Below are 19950 nucleotides of genomic sequence, written 5' to 3' on the forward strand. Positions count from 1 at the left end.
GAAATTTGTATTTCAAAATGATAGTCAATGCATCACCGTCATTTTAAAAGTCAAAGGCATGTACCCACCTTTTTTATTCACGACCCAGAGGAGACTAAATGGAGCATTCAACGCCCTTAATTACAACCATTGTTGGTGGTCTCGCCCTTGCATATTTGTTAGGAATGATAGCTCAACGATTAAAAATTTCCCCTTTAGTTGGTTATTTAGCGGCTGGTGTACTAGCCGGTCCTTTTACACCTGGATTCGTCGCCGACACCACCCTGGCACCAGAGCTCGCTGAAATAGGTGTTATCCTATTAATGTTTGGGGTTGGCCTTCACTTTTCACTTAAAGATTTGCTCGCAGTTAAAGCGATTGCCATCCCCGGCGCAGTGGCACAAATAGCGGTCGCAACGATATTAGGCCTCGGCCTTTCCATGTTATTTGGCTGGGGAATATTTACTGGTATTGTTTTTGGACTCTGTTTGTCTACCGCCAGTACCGTTGTACTACTTCGAGCCTTAGAAGAACGACAACTAATAGAAAGTCAGCGCGGACAAATTGCCATTGGTTGGTTAATAGTTGAAGATTTAGCCATGGTGCTAGCTCTTGTACTATTACCTGCTGCTGCTGCCATCATGAATACCGATGACGCAAGCTTTAGCGAGCTTATCCTCGGACTTGCTTGGACAGTTGGTAAAGTTGTTGCCTTTATTGTTCTTATGGTTGTTATTGGCCGTAAAGTGATCCCATGGATTTTATCGCGCACTGCTTCAACGGGTTCCCGCGAGCTCTTTACCTTAGCCGTCCTTGTTCTTGCATTAGGTATAGCTTATGCGGCGGTGGCAATATTTGATGCCTCATTTGCCCTTGGTGCTTTCTTTGCCGGAATGGTATTGAATGAATCTGAGCTTAGCCATCGTGCTGCTCAAGATACCTTACCGCTACGCGATGCATTTGCCGTACTGTTTTTCGTTTCTGTCGGTATGCTATTTGACCCAATGGTACTATTACAGCAACCGCTGGGTATTTTAGGTGTACTTGCGATTATCATTATCGGTAAGTCAGCCGCAGCATTGGTGCTTGTACGCATGTTTGGTCATTCACGGCGAACAGCACTAACCATATCAGTCAGTCTTGCACAAATCGGTGAGTTTGCCTTTATCTTAGCAGGTATGGGATTAGCACTCGGTGTGATGGATAAAGACGCTCAAAACCTTGTATTAGCAGGTGCAATTGTCTCTATCATGCTTAACCCTATCTTATTTACCTTATTAGATAAGTATCTTGAAAGAACAGAAACTATCGAAGAGCAGCTTCTTGAAGAAACCTTAGAAGATGAAACTCAAGTTCCTGTCGATATCTGTGGTCACGCCATTATTGTTGGTTATGGACGTGTCGGTGGGATGCTAGCGGACAAACTACGTAGAAAAAATATCCCACTGGTTGTCGTTGAGGACACTCGAGCTAGATTTGAAGGTCTTGCCGAAAATGGATTTAGCGCAATCTTAGGTAATGGAGCAAACAAAGAAACCATTAGCTTAGCGCGTATTGAATGTGCTAAGACCTTACTTGTGACCATTCCTAATGGTTATGAAGCTGGTGAAATTGTGGCAACAGCTAAAGAACTAAACCCTAATGTTATCGTGATTGTCCGTGCTCACTACGATGATGAAGTTAGCTTCATAAAAGAGCGTGGAGCGGACCATATTATTATCGGTGAACATGAAATTGCTAAATCAATGGCAACATTTATGTGTAATGACGTCGAAGAGTTCGGCTGTACTATTAATGACGATACTGATAGCGATAATAATGATAAAGGTGAAGGTAAAAATTTAGATGAATATCTAAAACCAATTCACTAATTATCACTTAGTTTAATAAATTTAGGGAAGCCAGATGGCTTCCCTTTTTTATCCAAACTCAATTAATAGTTTATTCTTTGTTAATTAAAGTTATTAGTAACACAATAAGTAACTTTATTCCCTAAGCTCCAAAAATGACTGTTTATTGTGTAATAAACTCATCATAGGTCCAAACAGGTAATCCTTTATCCTTCATGAATTGAATCTCAGCAGCAACACCACCACTTTTCTCCCATCCCGGGAGCGTCAATACAATTAAGCCATCACAGCGATCTAAAAATGCCATATCAATAGATGACCAAGCGACTTTTTTATTCTGTGTTGCAAGATATTGGTTAATTGGGTGTGTAATAGTAATTTGGCTATAAGTTGCGATGCCTTTTAATGCCAATTCAGCGGCAACCTTAGTACATTCTTGAAAGCGCATTTCAACCACATTGCTATCAGGGTCTGAATATGGGCAAGCAATAAAATAGATTTTCATATAATTTCCTGGTTATAAAATAACAAATTTTGAGTACAGTAAACCTATGAAGGAATATTAATATTGTTCTTCATAGGTTTGTATTAACGATTTTTAAAATTAACTCTTATTCAATTTCAGCAATAATAATTTTTGTTTTTGGTCGTTTTTTATTTTCAGATAATTTAAAGTCTTTGCAGGTTGTCACTAAAAAATCAATATTATCCCACCCCGTTACAAAGTTAATTGCATGCTTATTTGCTTTAGTACCATCGGCTAAAACAATTAATTTATCGCTATTTTCCATCATTTTTTGTGCAATAGCCGCTTCATCAACATGTTGATCCATCACGCCATGTAATGAATGAATTGCGCCAACACCAATAACGGCATAATCAGCAAAAAACTCAGCGATATTTTTCAGTGCAATAACACCTAAACAGGCATTTTGCATCGCATTAAATTGTCCACCAATTAGAATTGTTTCAATTGTTGGATTTTCCTGCAATGTATTGGCAAGCAAAGGGGAATTAGTAATAACCGTTAAATTATCGATTAATTTAACCCGCTGGCTAAACTCAAAAGTTGTTGTGCCAAAATCAATAAACAGCGTATCACCCGGCTTAATTAATTTCGCGGCTTGAAAAGCTATTGCTTTTTTTTCATCAACGGCAACTTGAGCTCTTTCTGTAAAATTACGCTCAAATTTGGATTGAATATTAACGGCACCACCATGGACTTTTTTCAATAATTTTTGAGTTTCAAGCTTACTGAGGTCGCGACGAATTGTTTCTTGTGCAACATTAAAATACTTAGCAAGCTCTTGCACATACACCTGACCATGAGTTGATAATAATTCAATAATGGCTTGATGTCGTACTTTTGAAGAACGCCCCTCACTCATCTATTTACCTTTATAACTATTTAACATTTTCAGCACTATACAACAGTGATACGAATTTCAGTAGCATCCGGTTGAATTTTTGTTAAATCGATGCCTTTAAGCAATATACGTCTTGTAGGCAAACAACGATGATGTTTCTCATACAAAATATAATCTCCAGCCATAACTTTGACAGTACCGGTAATAGCGTGTTTAACTTGAATATTAAAATCAGTTTTATCCATATTCATCACTGATAAATCAATACAGGCAGGCACACTAAAGCGAATCGAAGAGCCAATACTAACGGGTAATCTTACCGTATTATTAATCGATAACTTATGGTGATGAGCTAAAATATCATCTGCTATATGGCCTCCAATAATGAGACCTTCTTGATAGCATTGGTCGCCCATATCCGCAGGATGCAGCATATTACCCGCAGCATAATAATGTATATCTGAACAATGCCCATATTGATCAGTAACGGGCTTACCTGTGTTCGCGTCAAAATCAAGATGACTTTTACGAATTAAAGTATTTTCCCCAACAAATCCCCCCGTAAAAATAATGGAATCACACATAATTTTGTGAGATTGCCCTGCGGTTTCGACTACCACATATTCAACGCGTTCAAGGCCACCAATTTGGGTAATTTTACTATTCAGGTACACAGGCGTACCCATTGCTTTTGCAAATAATACCGCAGGTTTATAAGCAAGAATGCGTGAACCACTTTCAATCATACCTTGTGCTTTTACACCTGCATTTTTCAAGGTCCACAATGCGGAAAAACTGACAAGTTCACTTCCCACAATCACAGGGTTACGACAAGGTTTTTTACCTTTCAAATAGACAAATTGCTGCAATGCTCCTGCGGTAAGTATTCCTTGAGGACGTAAGCCCGTGACTAATCGTGGGTGGCGAGGCGTTTCGCGCACACCAGTGGCGACTAACACACGCTTTGCATGCATTTCAACAATTCCGTCTGACATTGACACGGTCAGTATTCCATTAGGTTGAAAACTTACTACGGTACTGCGCGTATAAATTTGAGTATCACCCACACGTTTAATAAGGGCCTGTGCAAATTTATTGCCTTTCATTGGACGCTTAAATGCTAACAAACCAAATGTAGGATGCTGACAATGACGAGGAACTCCACCGGCATGCTCTTCACGCTCTATGATAGCAATATTGTGAATACCGCGACGACGTAATGTTTGTGCTGCCGCTAACCCTGTAGGTCCTGCACCAATAATAATAACATCGTAATTCAAATTCATTTCACCGCCTCCACTGCGAGTGTGTTATCGAAGCGAGAATTAATAATTTCTTCTACCTGACTACTACAATAAAATCCATTACAGCGCCCCATCATGACACGTGTTCTACGTCGAAGTGCGCCTAAACATTCAGGGGGAATATCCGAATCAAATGTGGCTTCGATTTCTCTTTGAGTAACTAACTCACAGTGACAGACAATCCCACCATTACTTTTACATTGGTAATCACGTTGATGATATTCTGAAATCATTGGCATTTTTGGCCATATCAACGCATCTGGCGGAGATAATTCAAATAAAGGCGTAAAGTTTTTTTGATAAAGTTGGCTCAAATAATTAGCCACCCCCAACGCTGAAGTCAACCCCGTAGAACGAATTCCACCAGCACACAGCCACTGTTTTTCAGGGTAATCATTAATACGATAATATTTTTCTTCTGTTGCTGGACGTAAGCCTGCATAAGTCGCGGTAACGCTATAATTATGCAAGGAAGGTAACAAGCGCGAACCTTGTTCAATCAAGTCTTGCAGCACCTCTTCTTTGACTTCCGCTTTCCAACGATCTTCTTGTTCCTCAGCCGTTGGCCCTAGTAATAAATTACCAAATATTGTTTTTGATAACAGTACACCTTTAGTTATCGCAGTCGGCACAGGTAGAATAATGGCATTAATGTCTGCCGCCGCAGCTTTATCATAAACTAAGAACTGTCCTTTACGCGGTTTGATTTGAAATGGCGATGGATGACAAATAGATTCCACAATATCACCATTAATACCCGCACAGTTGATCACTAAACGGGCAGAAAACTCACCTTTTGATGTCAACAAATGCCAAATTCCCTCACTTAATGAGCCCGATATCACCTCACTATGAAAATGATACTGCGCCCCATGTTTCACGGCTTGTGTTAAATAAGCTAATGGAGTGCTCCAAGGATCAATTACCGCTTCTCCGGGAACAGTGACAGCCGCCATCGCACCTTCCGCTAAATGAGGTTCTCTACGATATAATTCGTCTTTATCTATAATTGCCACATCTAATACGTTGTTAGTGTGTGCTTGTTCCACAATACTCGGGAGTTTGCTCAGTTGCTCATCATTCCAAGCAACAACTAACGCCCCAGTTTCTAATATCGGTAAATTCATTTTTTCTCTAATATCAATGAATTCACGATATCCATCTTGCATACAGGCTAATTCGAGACTCCCTGGTGTGGCGTCAAATCCTGTATGCAATAGTGCACTATTTGCTTTACTTGCCCCCGATAAAATATCACCACCGCGTTCGAGTAAGAGTGTCTTAGCCCCTATTAAGGTAAATTTTCGGGTCACTGCACAACCAATGACACCACCACCGATAACAATGACATCCCAAATTTTTTTATTATTAATATCCATGGCTGAAATCCTTTACTTAAAACTTTCACACATAAAACCACACAATAACCACAAACTCAATAACCAAAACAACACAAATTAAAGTAATAAACCAAAAAACACCCACACTGTTACTTTATTGTGATTTTTATCACAATCATGAAACTTATTGTGAGTTTTTTGTGGATTTTATTTCCGATTGAACGATAGTAAGCAAAAAAACAGACTAGTTTACAACATTTATAACACTAGGAAGAAATGCGATGCTCAATCAACGCTATGCTGCTATCGATCAGGGAACAACGGGAACCCGGGTCGTGGTTTTTGATGAAAGTGGCCATTATCACTCCCCGATGAGTATCCCACATAAGCAAATCACGCTAAATAGTGGTTGGGTAGAGCATGACCCTGAAGAAATATTGGCAAATATTATTAAATGCCTACATAGCTGTGAAGTTGTTGATGCTATCGGTATTGCTCATCAGGGTGAAAGCATTGTGGCTTGGGATGCTGACAGCAAACGTCCGCTTTACAATGCCATAGTTTGGCAAGATCTGCGTACCGAAAAAACGATCCAAGAACTCAAAAATGCAGGTTTTGAATCTATTGTGCAGTCAAAATCAGGCTTGCCGCTAGACCCTTATTTCTCCGCTAGCAAAATGGGATGGATTATAAAAAACGTTGTAGGCGCCAAAACACTGGCAGATAAGAACAAACTACGCTTAGGCACTATGGATGCTTTCTTCCTTGATAGACTATGCGGCGTTTTTGTCACAGACTACAATTCGGCATCGCGTACCTCATTACTGAATATTCACACATTAGAATGGGATCCCCAACTATGTGAAATCTTTGGCGTACCTATCCATTGCCTTCCAACGCTGAGCGATAATATTGGCAATTTTGGCGCAATTAATCTAGATGGGCACTTAACCCCAGTTACCGCTGTTATTGTCGATCAGTTTGCGGGGACTTTTGGTCATGGCTGTCGCAATAAAGGGGATGCCAAAATTACATTTGGTACTGGCGCTTTCCTACAAGCACTCACTGGCCCTGAAATTCCACAAACCCATGAGACCGGTCTTTTACCCACACTTTGTTGGAAATTTCCTAAAGAAGCTGCTGTATTTGGTCTTGATGGTGGTGTTTACAATGCCGCTTCAGCCGTGAACTGGGCTCGAAAAATAGGCTTATTTGATCAGTTTGATGAACTGAGTGACTTCAGAGCCGAATCTGCCATTCAACGAGGTCTAGCATTTGTACCTGCTTTATCGGGTTTAGGTTGCCCTTATTGGGATCGAAGTGCTGCCGGTATGTGGGCGGGTCTTTCACTTGATACAGATAAAAAAGATATGATGCAGTCTGTATTAGAAGGGATTGCGGCGCGTTCAGCTGAAGTTATTTTCGCAATGGAGAAAATTTCGCCGTTAGGTCAGTCCATTTCTGTTGATGGAGGATTATCATCAAATCAATACTTTAAACAATTTTTAGCCAATTTATTACAAAAAAATATTGAATCGCCAGCAAATCGCGAAGTCACCGCTTTAGGTGCTGCATTGCTAGCCCGTAAAGGTTTAGGTATAAGCCACGAAATGCCTGTAAAACGCAATTCCACAATAACGCGTCCCGATGGGACAAATATGCAAGGCGTTATGGCGCAATATCGCGACATCATCGCCCGTTCTCGCCAATTAAGACACTAAATATAAGCAAAATAATTCAAGTTGTATGTTAACAACATGCTGCTATCTCCAAAGTCACATAGTAATCCAGTGATTTAGGCATGGGGTATAACCACACTGATTAAAAAATCATGCAATTTGAAGCATTACGGCTATACACAATAATAAAAGGAAACCCTACTATGGCTGAATTTGGTAATTATATTATCTACTTAATTATGTGCGGAGCCATCATTGGCGCTGTCGCATCAATAGTAAGACCCACCAGCGACCTTGGAAAAGAATTTGTTAACGGTATTTTTTCAATTGGCCCCGTATTCCTTGCCCAAGCAGGGATCATGGCTGCTGTTCCTTTACTTTCCCAACTGATTTCTTACGTACTTGGCCCTATCTTTTCATCAGTAGGATCAGATGTCTCTATCGCGGCCCTATCAATCATTGCGGTTGATATGGGCGGTTACCAATTAGCAGACGCTCTTACTACTAATCGAGATATGTGGATCACTGCGATGCTAATAGGCTACACCTCTGGTGCAACTATTGTGTATCTGATCCCTGTTGGATTGACCATGCTCAACCGTAAAGATCATAAATATCTAGCATTAGGTGCAATGGCTGGTTTGATTTCCATCCCATTTGCTGTATTAGCATCACTACTTTTGATCACTTTTAGCAATATCCCAGTAAGAGACATTATTTCAACTAACTCACCTGCAACTCATCAGATAGCGCTCGACTTTCTAACCATGTTGCAATACTTAATGCCATTATTTATTTTCTGCTTTTTATTAGCGGCAGGACTTAAATACCGCCCAATGTTGATGGTAACAGGCTTCCTAATTTTTGGTAAAATTATGGATGCATTCGTTAAACTTGTATTGGCGTTTTCAATTGTTGAACACTTTACAGGTGTATTTACTAAAGTGTTTGGCGCTTGGGGATTTGATCCTCTATTTGCAGACCAAAATGAGTTGTTTAGAGCGATTGAGATTGCAGGTTATATCGGGATCATGTTGGCAGGCACATTTCCTATCTGCTACCTATTTCAACGCTATTGTAAACCATTAGTCCGTGCATTAAGTAACCGTTTAAAACTAAGCGATACGGGTTCTTTAGGCTTTATCATGGTCATGGCGAATATCATTGCAACCTATCATTTGTTCAAAGATATGAAAGCAAGAGATAAAGTTTTGTGTGTAGCATTCGGTGTTTGTGCTCAAGCAACTATTGGCGACCATTTAGCCTTTACTGCTAACTTTCAACCGACACTCGTATTACCTATTTTATTAGGTAAGCTAGTTGGTGGTTTCTTGGCTGTTTTCATTGCCATCAAAATTTCAGTTCCACAAGCAATACGCTACGAAATTGAAGATGAAAAAGAAATTGAATTCACAAAAGTAAATGTGGAGTTAGGGCTCACTAAACAAGCTTAAATATATTAATAATATTTATGTATTGTTAATGACTCGCTCGAATTTTAATTATCAAAAATAGGCGAATTAAAGTTAAATTTCATAATCAATTTTTATAAACACTCATATTTGATATCACCATCCAAATATGACTAAAAATTATTCAACAATAATACTACTTTTTTGATTAATTTAATTTCAACTAACTTAAGTGGCTATTTTAGCCTTCAAATAAGTATTTTTGTTAATACCTAATCTAGCAGCAATAGTATAGTGATTAACTTGAATGCCCCAATGTTGATTTAAACATTGGGGCATTCAATTACACTCAATAGTATTAACTCATCTAATAATCACTCACGATAATAAATTTATCTTTCCCAATAAGATTCTTCTAAGCTATCTTCTTTCTCAGGTAAACCACGAGTCAATCGTGGCGAGTGTTGGGTTAAAACCTGATAACTGACACGGTTTGCATATTTGCACACTTGCGCTAATGATGAGTAAGTTAAGTATTGGCGCTCATGCTTACTTGAATTTGGCACATTAGAGCGGTGGTAGGAGTTCGCCGTAATATCATGAAGCAATGCAGATAAAGCCCCATCCCCTGCACCATTCGTATTCATTATTTTCTCTGGCCCACCCATATAAGGCTCAATATGAGAAAAGATTTTCAATGGGACTTTGCAATCTTGCTGACGCATAGCTCGGCTAAACTCATACAAATTAAACTCAGCAATCGCACCGGGTAATAATGGATGTTGAGTCACCCGTTTGACGGCTTCTTCAGTATAACCCGCCATATATAGCCCTGAAGGGCCTGCGGTGCATAAAACAAGGTCAACCCAATCTAATGCCATATTAGAAGCAAGCAAAGGGTCACTAAAGCCTGTCAATTCTAATGCTTCGTCCTCATTCATTGCCACGACAGATATATGTTCTGTTAGGAAGTCACGCCAAAATTGAGGATCTTGAGCAATAACAAACTTAGTCCCCAAGGTTAACACGACAGGAACATTATGTTTTTTAGCATAGGTGATTGCTTGCATTGTGGCTTCAGGCATCGTTTCACCCGGCTTACAACGCACTAAATACGCTGTTAAAACCAAAGCAGATGCATTTGCGATAATATCTTCTGGAATACTATCAGGGTGCAAACGATTCATATGACCAGGGCTAATGGCAAAAGTCCGCTCACCATTTTCTGTTATTAACGTAAAACAGCGGCCAATAGGTCCATCAACACCTTGTAAATAGTTAAGATTAACGCGGCTAGAGGTATGGCACAAATAACGATATGAATAACTACCTATCCCTATGTTATTACACATAGTTCCAAGCAATACAGATTTATCATCAGCCAGTACAGAATAGTTATGTAGTGTATTACCAATAGTGCCACCGGCAAACTCATGAGTAATCAATGCGTTGTCTGTAAGCTCTTTATAAAGCGATTCAGCTGAATCGTCTTCAATAACTAATGAATGACCTTTACTTAATTGATAACGCTGAATAAATTTATCATCAACTTTAGCTTCTATATCCACTAATGTTTGATCGATACCAACAATATAAGATTTACAATTTTCGTCTTCGCTCATTCTCTCTTTAATTGGTTGCAAAAGAGGATCTCTGAGGCTGACAGGGAAATAGTGTTTTGATTTGCGTTGACCGGGGAATTTCATAATGAAAAAAATCAGAAAAGGAACATTGGTCTATTCTAGCACGATAAAAGAAAACCAGCACCCTTGTCTCAAGGTGCTGGCTTCATTATTAATTATTTAGCAATTTACTTAATGTGTATTTTGTTTGCTGTAATCACGAAACATTTCGCGACTTAACACAAAAGCACAACTAAGAATAAATCCAAGTATTGCGCTCAATGCAACAATCAATGAAGATTTAGGTGAGTCTTTACGTAGCGGTAAATCTGGCGTTAGAATAAATTTCACCGGTGTGAAATTTAATTCTTGGCTCGTTAACTCATTCAAATTATTAATATAGTGTTGACGATTTTGTAAGTCTTCACTCATTAATTCAATATCTCGATTTTGTGTTTCAATCAGTAATTTTTGCTCTAACGCTTCAGTTCCCAATGCAATTGGATAATCAGGATCATCAATAATAGAAGCCGCTTCACTCGAAATCGGTTTTGTCACACCTGCCGCTTTCGCAATATCAATAGCGCGTTTTAATCTTTCAACTTTAACATCATACTTAGTACGAATTTTAGTAATTTCCTGCTTGAAAGATTCCGTTGCATATACCAATTGGCGAGCAATGGCATTTTCAATTTCTATTTTGATTTGCGTTCTGACTTTTGAAGCCGTATAACGAACATAGCCTTCAAGTAAGTCTTGAGCTTCAATAGGTTGAGGGGCAGTAAAAGTTAAAACAATATCAGTAGAATCACTGTTTTTCTCTTTTGATTTATCTTTAAGTTGAATACCATTCTCAATGATTTGATTAACCAATCTTTGCTGGCTAAGCACTTCTTCTTTTGAATCTATTTTTTGTGAAAGCTTTTTATAATAATCAGTACTTCTCACATAGGCTTCTTGATTTACTTTCGAACGAAACTGATCAATGAAAACATTGAATATACGTTGTGCGCCTAAATCAATATTAATATCTAATACACTCAATTGTGCGCCAATTGAACTAATCTCTTGAATCTCTTCAGACGTTGGAGGGATCACAACGGCTGTGCTCGTCCACTTTTGTGGTAAATAACTGACGACAGCAATACTTATAATTGTCATTACAACTGTAAAAGCAATTATTAGAAATTTATGCCTCAGCAAAACTGCTAATAATGCCATTAAGTCAATTTCATCACTTGGTTGCATATTGAATTGCGGGCTTTGCACTAGTGCCTGTTTTAAGCCACCTTGTGATTCTTTACCATTGCTCATATTAATTCCAAATGACATATAATATTTTATATAATTAAGTTCTAGATAAGTATTATAGTCAATTTTGAAATTTTTGATATATCGATAACAGCAGATTATTGTATTAATTTAAGCCATAGATTATTTAATTACACCTTTTATAATTAATTTAAGCATGTCAATACTATTTTGACTATCATTTAACGCAGGAATGTAATGATAATTAGTACCGCCGTTATTGATAAAAAATTCTTTATTTTGCTCGCTGATTTCCTCTAATGTCTCTAAGCAATCCACTGAAAATCCTGGACAAATTACCTGAACGGATTTTACGCCTTTTGCGGGTAATTGCTGCATAGTTTTATCCATATAAGGCGTTAACCATGGCTCACGACCAAAACGAGACTGATAAGTTAATAACACTTTTTCACTTGGAAAATCTAAAGCTTCTCTCAGTAATTGTGCCGTTTTTTCACATTCCTGCTGATAAATATCGCCTGTATCACAATAACGCTGAGGGATGCCATGAAAAGACAGCACTAATCTATCAGGCTCACCATGTTCAGAAAAACTGCTTTCAATAGAAGAAACCAATGCTTGAATATACGCAGGATGCGTCGCATAGCTACGAATAAACTGTAGAGATGGGATAGTCCTCATCCTCTGAAATACTTTCGTCACAGCATCATAGACGGCCGCTGTTGTAGTACATGAATACTGAGGATATAACGGTAATACGATTAAATCAGTAACATTTTGGCTCATTAAATTATCTATCGCACTTTTCACTGAAGGTGAACCATAACTCATGCCTAATTCAACCGGTATCTCAGGAAAACATTGCGCTAATTTTTCTTTCTGACGCAAAGAGTAAACTAATAAAGGAGAACCCTCTTCTTGCCAAATTGATTGATATAGTTTCGCCACTTTAGACGAACGCAAAGGTAAAATTGCACCATGCAAAATGGGTTTCCAAATAATGCGAGGAAGATCAATAACACGAATATCACTCAAAAATTCGGCCAAATAACGTTTAACTGCGGATGTTGTTGGGGCATCTGGAGTGCCTAAATTAACTAACAGAATTCCGGTTTTTTTTTCTAACATTATAATTACTCCTAATTGATAATCATTCCCAACTTTATCACAGATAAATAACTATTTTTGACACCAAGTGGCACAAAAATAAAGGCAGCGGTTATCGCTGCCTTTATTAATAATCAATTCTAAAATTAACCGAGAATTTTAGCTAATTCTTCGCTCACTTCTGAAACTTTACGCGTGCCATCTAATTTAAAGTATTGAGTATTACCCGCTTTGGCTTCTTTTTGATAATAAGCAATTAAAGGTGCGGTCAAATCATGATACTCAACTAAACGCTTACGTACGGTATCTTCTTGGTCATCTTTACGAATTGTTAATTCTTCACCGGTAACATCATCTTTATTCTCAACTTTTGGTGGGTTGAAATTAACATGATAAACACGACCTGATGGTGCATGTACACGACGACCTATAATGCGTTCAACAATAATATCATCAGGTACAGCAAATTCCAGAACGCTATCAACCGTGATACCTGCTTCTTTCATTGCATCAGCTTGAGGAATTGTACGTGGGAACCCATCCAACAAGAAGCCGTTACGACAGTCATCTTGTTTGATACGCTCTTTAACCAACGCGATAACTAATTCATCAGTTACTAACTTGCCGTTATCCATCAGATCTTTAGCTTGTTTACCTAACTCGCTTCCTGATTTAACAGCGGCACGTAACATGTCACCAGTTGAAATTTGTGGGATCCCAAATTTCTCCATAATAAATTGAGCTTGAGTGCCCTTGCCTGCGCCTGGAGCGCCGAGCAGAATGATACGCATTGCGTAAACCCCTTGCTTTTAGTTTTTTATAATTTGAAAAGAAAACAAGCTACCATACCATTAGCATAGCGCTCGACTCAAGAAGACACGTAAACGTTTTCGCATTTAACTTTCTTCGCAAAAGAAAAAAACCACGCTAAAGCACAAGCTAAAACGTGGTTTATGTTCAAAAACGAAAATGAGTCACTTAATTATTTCAAAAGTAATTCATTGATTTTGCGAATGAATAAGTTTGGATCTTCTAACGTGCCACGTTCAGCAAGTAGTGCTTGATCCAAAAGTACATCAACCCAATCAGAGAAAACAGATTCATCAGTCACTTCTGATGCCTTTTTAACTAATGGATGTGCTGGGTTTAACTCGAAGTTATATTTAACTTCAGGCGCTGCTTGCCCTGCTGCCGCAAATAGTTTGGCCATCTGCGTACTCATTTCATCTGCATTAGTCGTTACAATTGCTGGCGTATCAGTTAAACGATGAGTTAGTTTCACATCATTAACGCGTTCACCTAAAAAGGTTTTTACACGCTCTACAAATGGTGCTAATTGTTTATCCGCTTCTTCTAACTCTGCTTTATTTTCATCGGCTAATTTATCTAATGACTCATCAGCTTTACTAACTGACTGGAACTGTTTACCATCAAATTCAGATAGGTAATTCATCATCCATTCATCAATACGATCAGATAGCAGCAGAACCTCAATTCCTTTATTACGGAATAACTCTAAATGTGGACTTCCTTTCGCAGCAGCGTAACTATCAGCAGTAATAAAGTATATTTTGTCCTGCCCTTCAACCATACGGCTTATATAGTCTTCCAAAGAGACATTTTGCACACTACTTTCTGAGTGCGTTGTCGCAAAGCGCAGAAGTTTAGCAATCGCTTCACCATTGCTTGTATCTTCCGCAGGCCCTTCTTTCATGACTAAGCCAAATTGTTGCCAGAAAGCTTGGTATTTTTCAGGATCATTTTTTGCCATTTTCTCTAACATTTGCAAGACACGTTTAGTCAACGCGCTACGTAAATTACGTGTTAGTGCGCTATCTTGCAAAATTTCGCGAGAGACATTCAGTGGCAAATCGTTCGAGTCAAGCACACCGCGTACAAAACGTAGGTAATTAGGCATAAACTGTTCAGCATCATCCATAATAAAGACACGCTGTACATACAGTTTTAAGCCATGCTGTTGGTCACGATTCCATAAATCAAATGGCGCTTTCGATGGGATATACAGCAAGCTGGTATATTCTTGTTTACCTTCAACGCGATTATGGGTCCAACTCAACGGGTCAGCATAGTCATGAGAAATATGTTTATAGAATTCGACATATTCCTCATCTGAAATTTCAGATTTATTACGCGTCCACAGTGCTTTTGCTTGGTTGATTTTTTCCCAAGTGACTGTGCCATCTTCTTCATTTTTATCTTCAATTTCAACAGGCAATGCGATATGGTCAGAATATTTGCTAATCACTGAACGTAAGCGCCAGTTATCTAAATATTCTTTTTCATCTTCTCGAAGATGCAAAGTAATTTCTGTACCACGTTGTTCTTTTTCGATATCAGCGATGGTGTAGTCACCTTCACCAACAGATTCCCAAAAAACACCTTGGTCAGGGGCTGAACCTGCCGCACGGGTGCGTACAGTCACTTTATCAGCCACAATGAACGCAGAATAGAAACCAACACCAAACTGCCCAATCATTTGGCTATCTTTGGCTTGGTCACTACCTAATGATTCTAAAAATGATTTAGTACCCGATTTTGCAATAGTCCCTAAATTATCAATCACCTCTTCACGGCTCATCCCGATACCGTTATCACTGATTGTTAACGTTCCTTTATCTTTATCGGCACTGATGCGCACATGCAATTCACCATCATTTTCATACAGTTCAGGTTTTGAAAGTGCACGAAAACGCAGCTTATCTGCGGCGTCTGACGCATTTGATATAAGCTCACGCAAAAAGATTTCTTTATTTGAATAAAGCGAGTGGATCATCAATTGCAGCAGTTGTTTAACTTCTGATTGGAAACCGCGAGTTTCCTGTCCTTTCATACTCATTAATGGCCTCTATATCTTTAATCTAATTGAAGAGTTTTAACTTATCGATAGTCCAATAGTTGGGGGCATAAAATGAGAATTCAAGCTCACCACACAAAAAATTGCACAAATCACAATAAAAAGCAGAGAGTTAAAATAACAGGATAAGCTTTGACGGTTTTTTAAAATTTTGAAGTTTTTGAAGTTTTTGAAATTTTTGAAATTTTTGAAATTTTTGAAGTTTTTGAAGTTTTTGAAGTTTTTGAAGTTTTTGAAGTTTTTGAAGTTTTTGAAGTTTTTGAAGTTTTCTAGCAAATCATATTTAACAACATCCTCTAAATAATTCGTGTTGTAGCTAGGCGTCAAATACGTTAAGCCCTAGGAGCATACACAAGTATGTGACTAGGGTTAACGTATGAAGACAACAACGCTACAGCGCGAAGTATGACGAGGACCTTACAACCGAGAGCGACCGGAAAGAGAATGAGACAACGTCGTACTATCTACCAGCTCCAACTCCCCACCTACCGGCACTCCATGAGCGATGCGACTTGCCATCACGCCATATTGCCCACATATTTGAGCAATATAATTAGCGGTCGCTTCACCTTCAACAGTTGGATTAGTCGCTAAAATGACCTCAGTAATAGATTCAGAAGAAAGACGCTCTTCTAGTCTATCCAAACCGATATCCATAGGACCGATACCGTCAAGAGGTGATAAATGCCCCATTAAAACAAAATAACGCCCTGAAAACTGGCCTGTTTGTTCAATGGCATAGATATCCGCAGGGCTTTCCACTACACAGATTAGCCCCTGTTGTTTACGGCGTGGATTATCACAAATATTACAGACATCTTGTTCTGTAAATGTTCTGCAATCACGACAATGCCCTATTTCAGACATTGCCCGTGTCAGCGCTTGTGCTAATCGCATCCCACCACTACGATCACGCTGTAGTAGCTGAAAAGCCATTCGCTGCGCTGACTTTGGTCCCACTCCGGGAAGACAGCGCAGCGCTTCCATTAATGATTCAAGAAGCGGACTTGTCTGCATTAGAATGGCATCTTAAAGCCTGGTGGTAACTGCATACCACTTGAAACGCCAGCCATTTTTTCTTTCTGGGTTTCTTCAATACGGCGAGCTGCATCGTTGAAAGCAGCAGCAATCAAGTCTTCTAGTAAATCTTTATCATCTTCAAAAAGACTTTGGTCAATCTCAACGCGGCGGCAATTATGTGCCCCATTGATAGTCACTTTGACTAAACCTGCACCAGATTCGCCCGTTGCTTCCAGTTGAGCGATTTCTTCCTGAACCTTTTGCATTTTATCTTGCATTTGTTGGGCCTGTTTCATCAGGTTACCCAATCCGCCTTTTCCAAACATATTTTTTCTCACAACTGAGGCCACAGCTTACTTTATATAACAGTAATCACTGTAGCGTTAAACGGGGCGAATACTCTCTTCATCAAGCTGCGCATCAAACATTGATTGCAATTTTTGAATCGTTTTATCCGCAATAATAGACTGACGAGCTTGCGCCAGTTTCTCTTCGTAAATCGCTTGTCGCCATTCAAGTGGTGTTTTTACCGCTGTATTATCATCTTGAACGATTTTTAGTTCAACAGAACGACCATAATGTTGGCTCAATGCTTCTTGCAATGCTGCATGAGCAGCGGGTTTATCAAGATGACGCTGAACCGGTCGCAAATGTAAAATAATTTGCGATTCATTTAATTCTTCTTTATATGAGTTCAAAGCCAATTGTTCAACTAGCTTTGGAATATTTAATTTTGCAATTTCACCTGACCAACTATCTCGCTCTCGAGATTCTTCAATAATTTTAGCCGCCAACTCAGGTGTTTTTTCATACTCTAAAGCTTCTTTAATTTCAGTTGGCGTTGTCAGGGTATTTTTAGGTTCTAATACCTCTTCATTCTGTGGACGCCACTGATAATGCTTCGGCTTTACGGATTTCCCTTTTTCCGAGGCTTTACTTTCAATATTTTGCTGATATTTGCTGGTCACCGCGGCCAGCCTTTCAAGTGCTGATGCCGCCGGCTTAGCCTTTTGAGGCATCGCCGGTTTAGACTTTTTTGAGTCAGGATCCTCATTTTGAGGAACTTGAAGCGCCTGCCTTGCTTTTAAGAGCTGTAAGGTCGGGCTATTCTCAGGTAAGTTATCAGCACTTGGACTTGATAAAGCTTGACGATTAACCGCAGTTGGTGCGGATTGCGTTGGCACACTTTGCACTAGTCTTGGCGGCGTTTCAACTTCCTCAATTATACTTTTAGGATGAAAAGCTAATGCTCTAAGCAATGTCATTTCCACCCCCATGCGCCGCTCTGGAGCAAAAGGCATCTCTTTACGCCCAACAAGTAAAATTTGATAAAAAAGTTGTAAATCCGCAGGAGAAACGACTCTTGCAACTTGCCTTAAACGACCTTCCGTTGACGATGGATCTGTTTCTTTTTCTGCCGGTAATAGCTGGATCATGGCAATTCGATGTAGTAAAGATAAAGTCTCAACCAGCAAATTATCCCAATCAGCACCTCGAGTACCAGCCTGTTCAACTTGCGCCATCACCGCCATACTATCTGCACGTACTAAGGCTTCAATAATTGCCAATGGTTGTTCATCATCAAGTGTACCAAGCATTTGACTAACGATATCACCCGTGACCACACCTTGCCCCATTGCAATGGCTTGATCCGTCAAACTTAATGCATCACGTAGGCTGCCGTCGGCTGCACGTGCTATTAGCTGACGAGCACGCTTATCATGTTCAATATTTTCTGCATTGAGAATAACTTCAAGCTGCTCTGCAATCTGCGTCACATCAAGTGCTTTAAGATGAAATTGCAAACAGCGCGATAATATCGTGACAGGTAGCTTTTGCGGATCCGTCGTCGCAAGTAAAAATTTCACATGCTCAGGGGGTTCTTCAAGCGTTTTTAATAGTGCATTAAAGCTATGACGAGAGAGCATGTGCACTTCGTCAATAAGATAAACTTTAAAACGACCTCTTGCTGGCGCATATTGAACGTTATCAAGTAATTCACGCGTATCTTCAACTTTAGTGCGAGAAGCCGCATCAATTTCAATCAAATCAACAAATCGCCCTTGCTCAATTTCAAGACAATTAGCACATTGACCACAAGGCGTTGCCGTAATGCCAGTCTCACAATTGAGTCCTTTCGCAAACAAACGCGCAATCGTCGTTTTTCCGACGCCGCGAGTACCCGAAAAAAGATAGGCGTGATGAAGCCGCTGATGCTCCAACCCATTAGCCAGTGCGGTCAAGACGTGTTGTTGACCAACAACATCTGAAAATTTTTGGGGGCGCCACTTACGGGCAAGTACCTGATAGCTCATGGATTCCACAGTTATTAAACATGGTCATTAATAAAGTACAATAAATGGTACGGCGATTAAATATAATAAGTCATTAAATATAATATTAGTACCATGCTATCACAGCCTCAACCTCTACGGCGAGGCTGTGATTAAAATAGTGGGGAAAAGAGGATTAATGGCCAGGGAATTCGACAAGGCTATATGAACTAATACCCTGCTCAGCCAAGCGTTCAACGCCACCTAAGTCAGGTAGACTGATGATAAATGCCGCTTCAACAACTTTTGCGCCAAGTTGTTTAATCATTTTAACGGTCGCTTCAATTGTGCCACCAGTGGCCAATAAATCATCAACAACTAAAACATTATCTTCAGGAAGAATACTGTCTTTGTGGATCTCAAGTGTATCAGTGCCATACTCAAGATCATAAGTCATACTTAATACTTCGCGCGGCAATTTGCCTTTTTTACGTACAGGTACAAAACCAACACCTAAACGTAATGCAACCGGAGCCCCAAACAGAAAACCACGAGCCTCAGTACCAACGATCTTAGTTATTCCTTTGTTTTCATAATGTTCAACTAACATATCAATCGTTGCTTGGTATGCAGCTGGGTTATTTAACAATGTAGTTATGTCACGGAATAACACACCTTCCTTCGGATAATCAGGAATAGATGCGATACTTTCTTTAATCAATTGCAGTTGTTGCTCTTTAGCAGTCATAATAAAAGCCAATATAGTAAATACGAAAAGGTAGAATCTATGTAAAGTACCATAAAAATGCAATAAGAAGCCGTCTATTTGCGGTGAGTTTTCTTGTTGGAT

Annotated in this window: 16 protein-coding genes; 3 read left to right on the plus strand and 13 right to left on the minus strand. The window is 39.3% G+C overall.

The features are described 5' to 3' along the window. Positions 1 to 98 precede the first annotated feature (98 nt). Positions 99 to 1850 carry a YbaL family putative K(+) efflux transporter gene (gene ybaL / locus DD649_RS06380; RefSeq protein WP_294104827.1) on the plus strand — a complete coding sequence of 584 codons (1752 nt, stop codon included), beginning with the start codon at positions 99 to 101 and terminating at the stop codon, positions 1848 to 1850. 142 nt (positions 1851 to 1992) lie between these two features. On the opposite strand, the gene DD649_RS06385 is transcribed toward ybaL, so the two are convergent. The 4 genes from DD649_RS06385 to DD649_RS06400 all read right to left on the minus strand — a co-directional run bounded on the left by DD649_RS06385 (position 1993) and on the right by DD649_RS06400 (position 5879). Next, positions 1993 to 2334 (minus strand): DUF1937 family protein, encoded by a 342-nt coding sequence (locus DD649_RS06385; protein ID WP_294104829.1) that lies wholly within the window; start codon positions 2332 to 2334, stop codon positions 1993 to 1995. Between the two features lie 106 nt (positions 2335 to 2440). Next, positions 2441 to 3217, minus strand: a complete 777-nt coding sequence (locus tag DD649_RS06390; protein WP_294104831.1) for a DeoR/GlpR family DNA-binding transcription regulator — start codon at positions 3215 to 3217, stop codon at positions 2441 to 2443. Between the two features lie 35 nt (positions 3218 to 3252). Then, on the minus strand, positions 3253 to 4482 hold the full coding sequence (locus tag DD649_RS06395; protein ID WP_294104833.1) for an FAD-dependent oxidoreductase: 1230 nt from the start codon (positions 4480 to 4482) through the stop codon (positions 3253 to 3255). After that, a complete protein-coding gene (locus DD649_RS06400) occupies positions 4479 to 5879 on the minus strand; it encodes an FAD-dependent oxidoreductase (RefSeq protein WP_336429624.1) in 1401 nt (466 codons plus the stop codon). Before DD649_RS06400 ends, DD649_RS06395 begins: the two co-directional genes overlap by 4 nt. Positions 5880 to 6121: 242 nt before the next feature. Between DD649_RS06400 and DD649_RS06405 the strand changes: the two genes are divergently transcribed. Both DD649_RS06405 and eutH read left to right on the plus strand, forming a co-directional pair. Beyond that, a complete protein-coding gene (locus DD649_RS06405; RefSeq protein ID WP_294104838.1) occupies positions 6122 to 7561 on the plus strand; it encodes an FGGY family carbohydrate kinase in 1440 nt (479 codons plus the stop codon). A 161-nt stretch (positions 7562 to 7722) separates the two neighbouring features. After that, entirely contained in the window at positions 7723 to 8973 is a 1251-nt protein-coding gene (gene eutH / locus DD649_RS06410; protein ID WP_294104840.1) for an ethanolamine utilization protein EutH, read from the plus strand. A 350-nt stretch (positions 8974 to 9323) separates the two neighbouring features. Here eutH and DD649_RS06415 read toward each other — a convergent pair whose 3' ends face one another. From DD649_RS06415 to apt, 9 genes are all read right to left on the minus strand, one after another. After that, positions 9324 to 10637, minus strand: coding sequence for an inosine/guanosine kinase (locus DD649_RS06415; RefSeq protein ID WP_294104843.1), 1314 nt, complete (start codon positions 10635 to 10637; stop codon positions 9324 to 9326). A gap of 108 nt (positions 10638 to 10745) precedes the next feature. After that, positions 10746 to 11867 (minus strand): LPS O-antigen length regulator Wzz(fepE), encoded by a 1122-nt coding sequence (wzz(fepE), locus tag DD649_RS06420; RefSeq protein WP_294104845.1) that lies wholly within the window; start codon positions 11865 to 11867, stop codon positions 10746 to 10748. Between the two features lie 120 nt (positions 11868 to 11987). Next, positions 11988 to 12953: a ferrochelatase gene (gene hemH / locus DD649_RS06425; protein WP_294104847.1), complete on the minus strand. Its 966-nt coding sequence runs from the start codon at positions 12951 to 12953 to the stop codon at positions 11988 to 11990. Positions 12954 to 13078: 125 nt separating this feature from the next. Next, positions 13079 to 13723 (minus strand): adenylate kinase, encoded by a 645-nt coding sequence (gene adk, locus DD649_RS06430; RefSeq protein ID WP_294104849.1) that lies wholly within the window; start codon positions 13721 to 13723, stop codon positions 13079 to 13081. 191 nt (positions 13724 to 13914) lie between these two features. Further along, positions 13915 to 15789 carry a molecular chaperone HtpG gene (gene htpG, locus DD649_RS06435; protein ID WP_294104850.1) on the minus strand — a complete coding sequence of 625 codons (1875 nt, stop codon included), beginning with the start codon at positions 15787 to 15789 and terminating at the stop codon, positions 13915 to 13917. A 435-nt stretch (positions 15790 to 16224) separates the two neighbouring features. Further along, on the minus strand, positions 16225 to 16824 hold the full coding sequence (gene recR, locus DD649_RS06440; RefSeq protein WP_294104852.1) for a recombination mediator RecR: 600 nt from the start codon (positions 16822 to 16824) through the stop codon (positions 16225 to 16227). Further along, positions 16824 to 17153, minus strand: a complete 330-nt coding sequence (locus DD649_RS06445; protein ID WP_294104854.1) for a YbaB/EbfC family nucleoid-associated protein — start codon at positions 17151 to 17153, stop codon at positions 16824 to 16826. The genes recR and DD649_RS06445 overlap by 1 nt, the downstream gene beginning before the upstream one ends. Before the next feature lie 57 nt (positions 17154 to 17210). Then, the gene (gene dnaX / locus DD649_RS06450) at positions 17211 to 19142 is read right to left on the minus strand and encodes a DNA polymerase III subunit gamma/tau (RefSeq protein WP_294104855.1); all 1932 of its coding nucleotides are present in this window, start codon (positions 19140 to 19142) and stop codon (positions 17211 to 17213) included. A gap of 154 nt (positions 19143 to 19296) precedes the next feature. After that, positions 19297 to 19848 (minus strand): adenine phosphoribosyltransferase, encoded by a 552-nt coding sequence (gene apt, locus DD649_RS06455; RefSeq protein WP_294104857.1) that lies wholly within the window; start codon positions 19846 to 19848, stop codon positions 19297 to 19299. Positions 19849 to 19950 lie beyond the last annotated feature (102 nt).

The organism is Providencia sp., assembly GCF_003533305.1.
In the GTDB taxonomy this organism is placed as follows: domain Bacteria; phylum Pseudomonadota; class Gammaproteobacteria; order Enterobacterales; family Enterobacteriaceae; genus Providencia.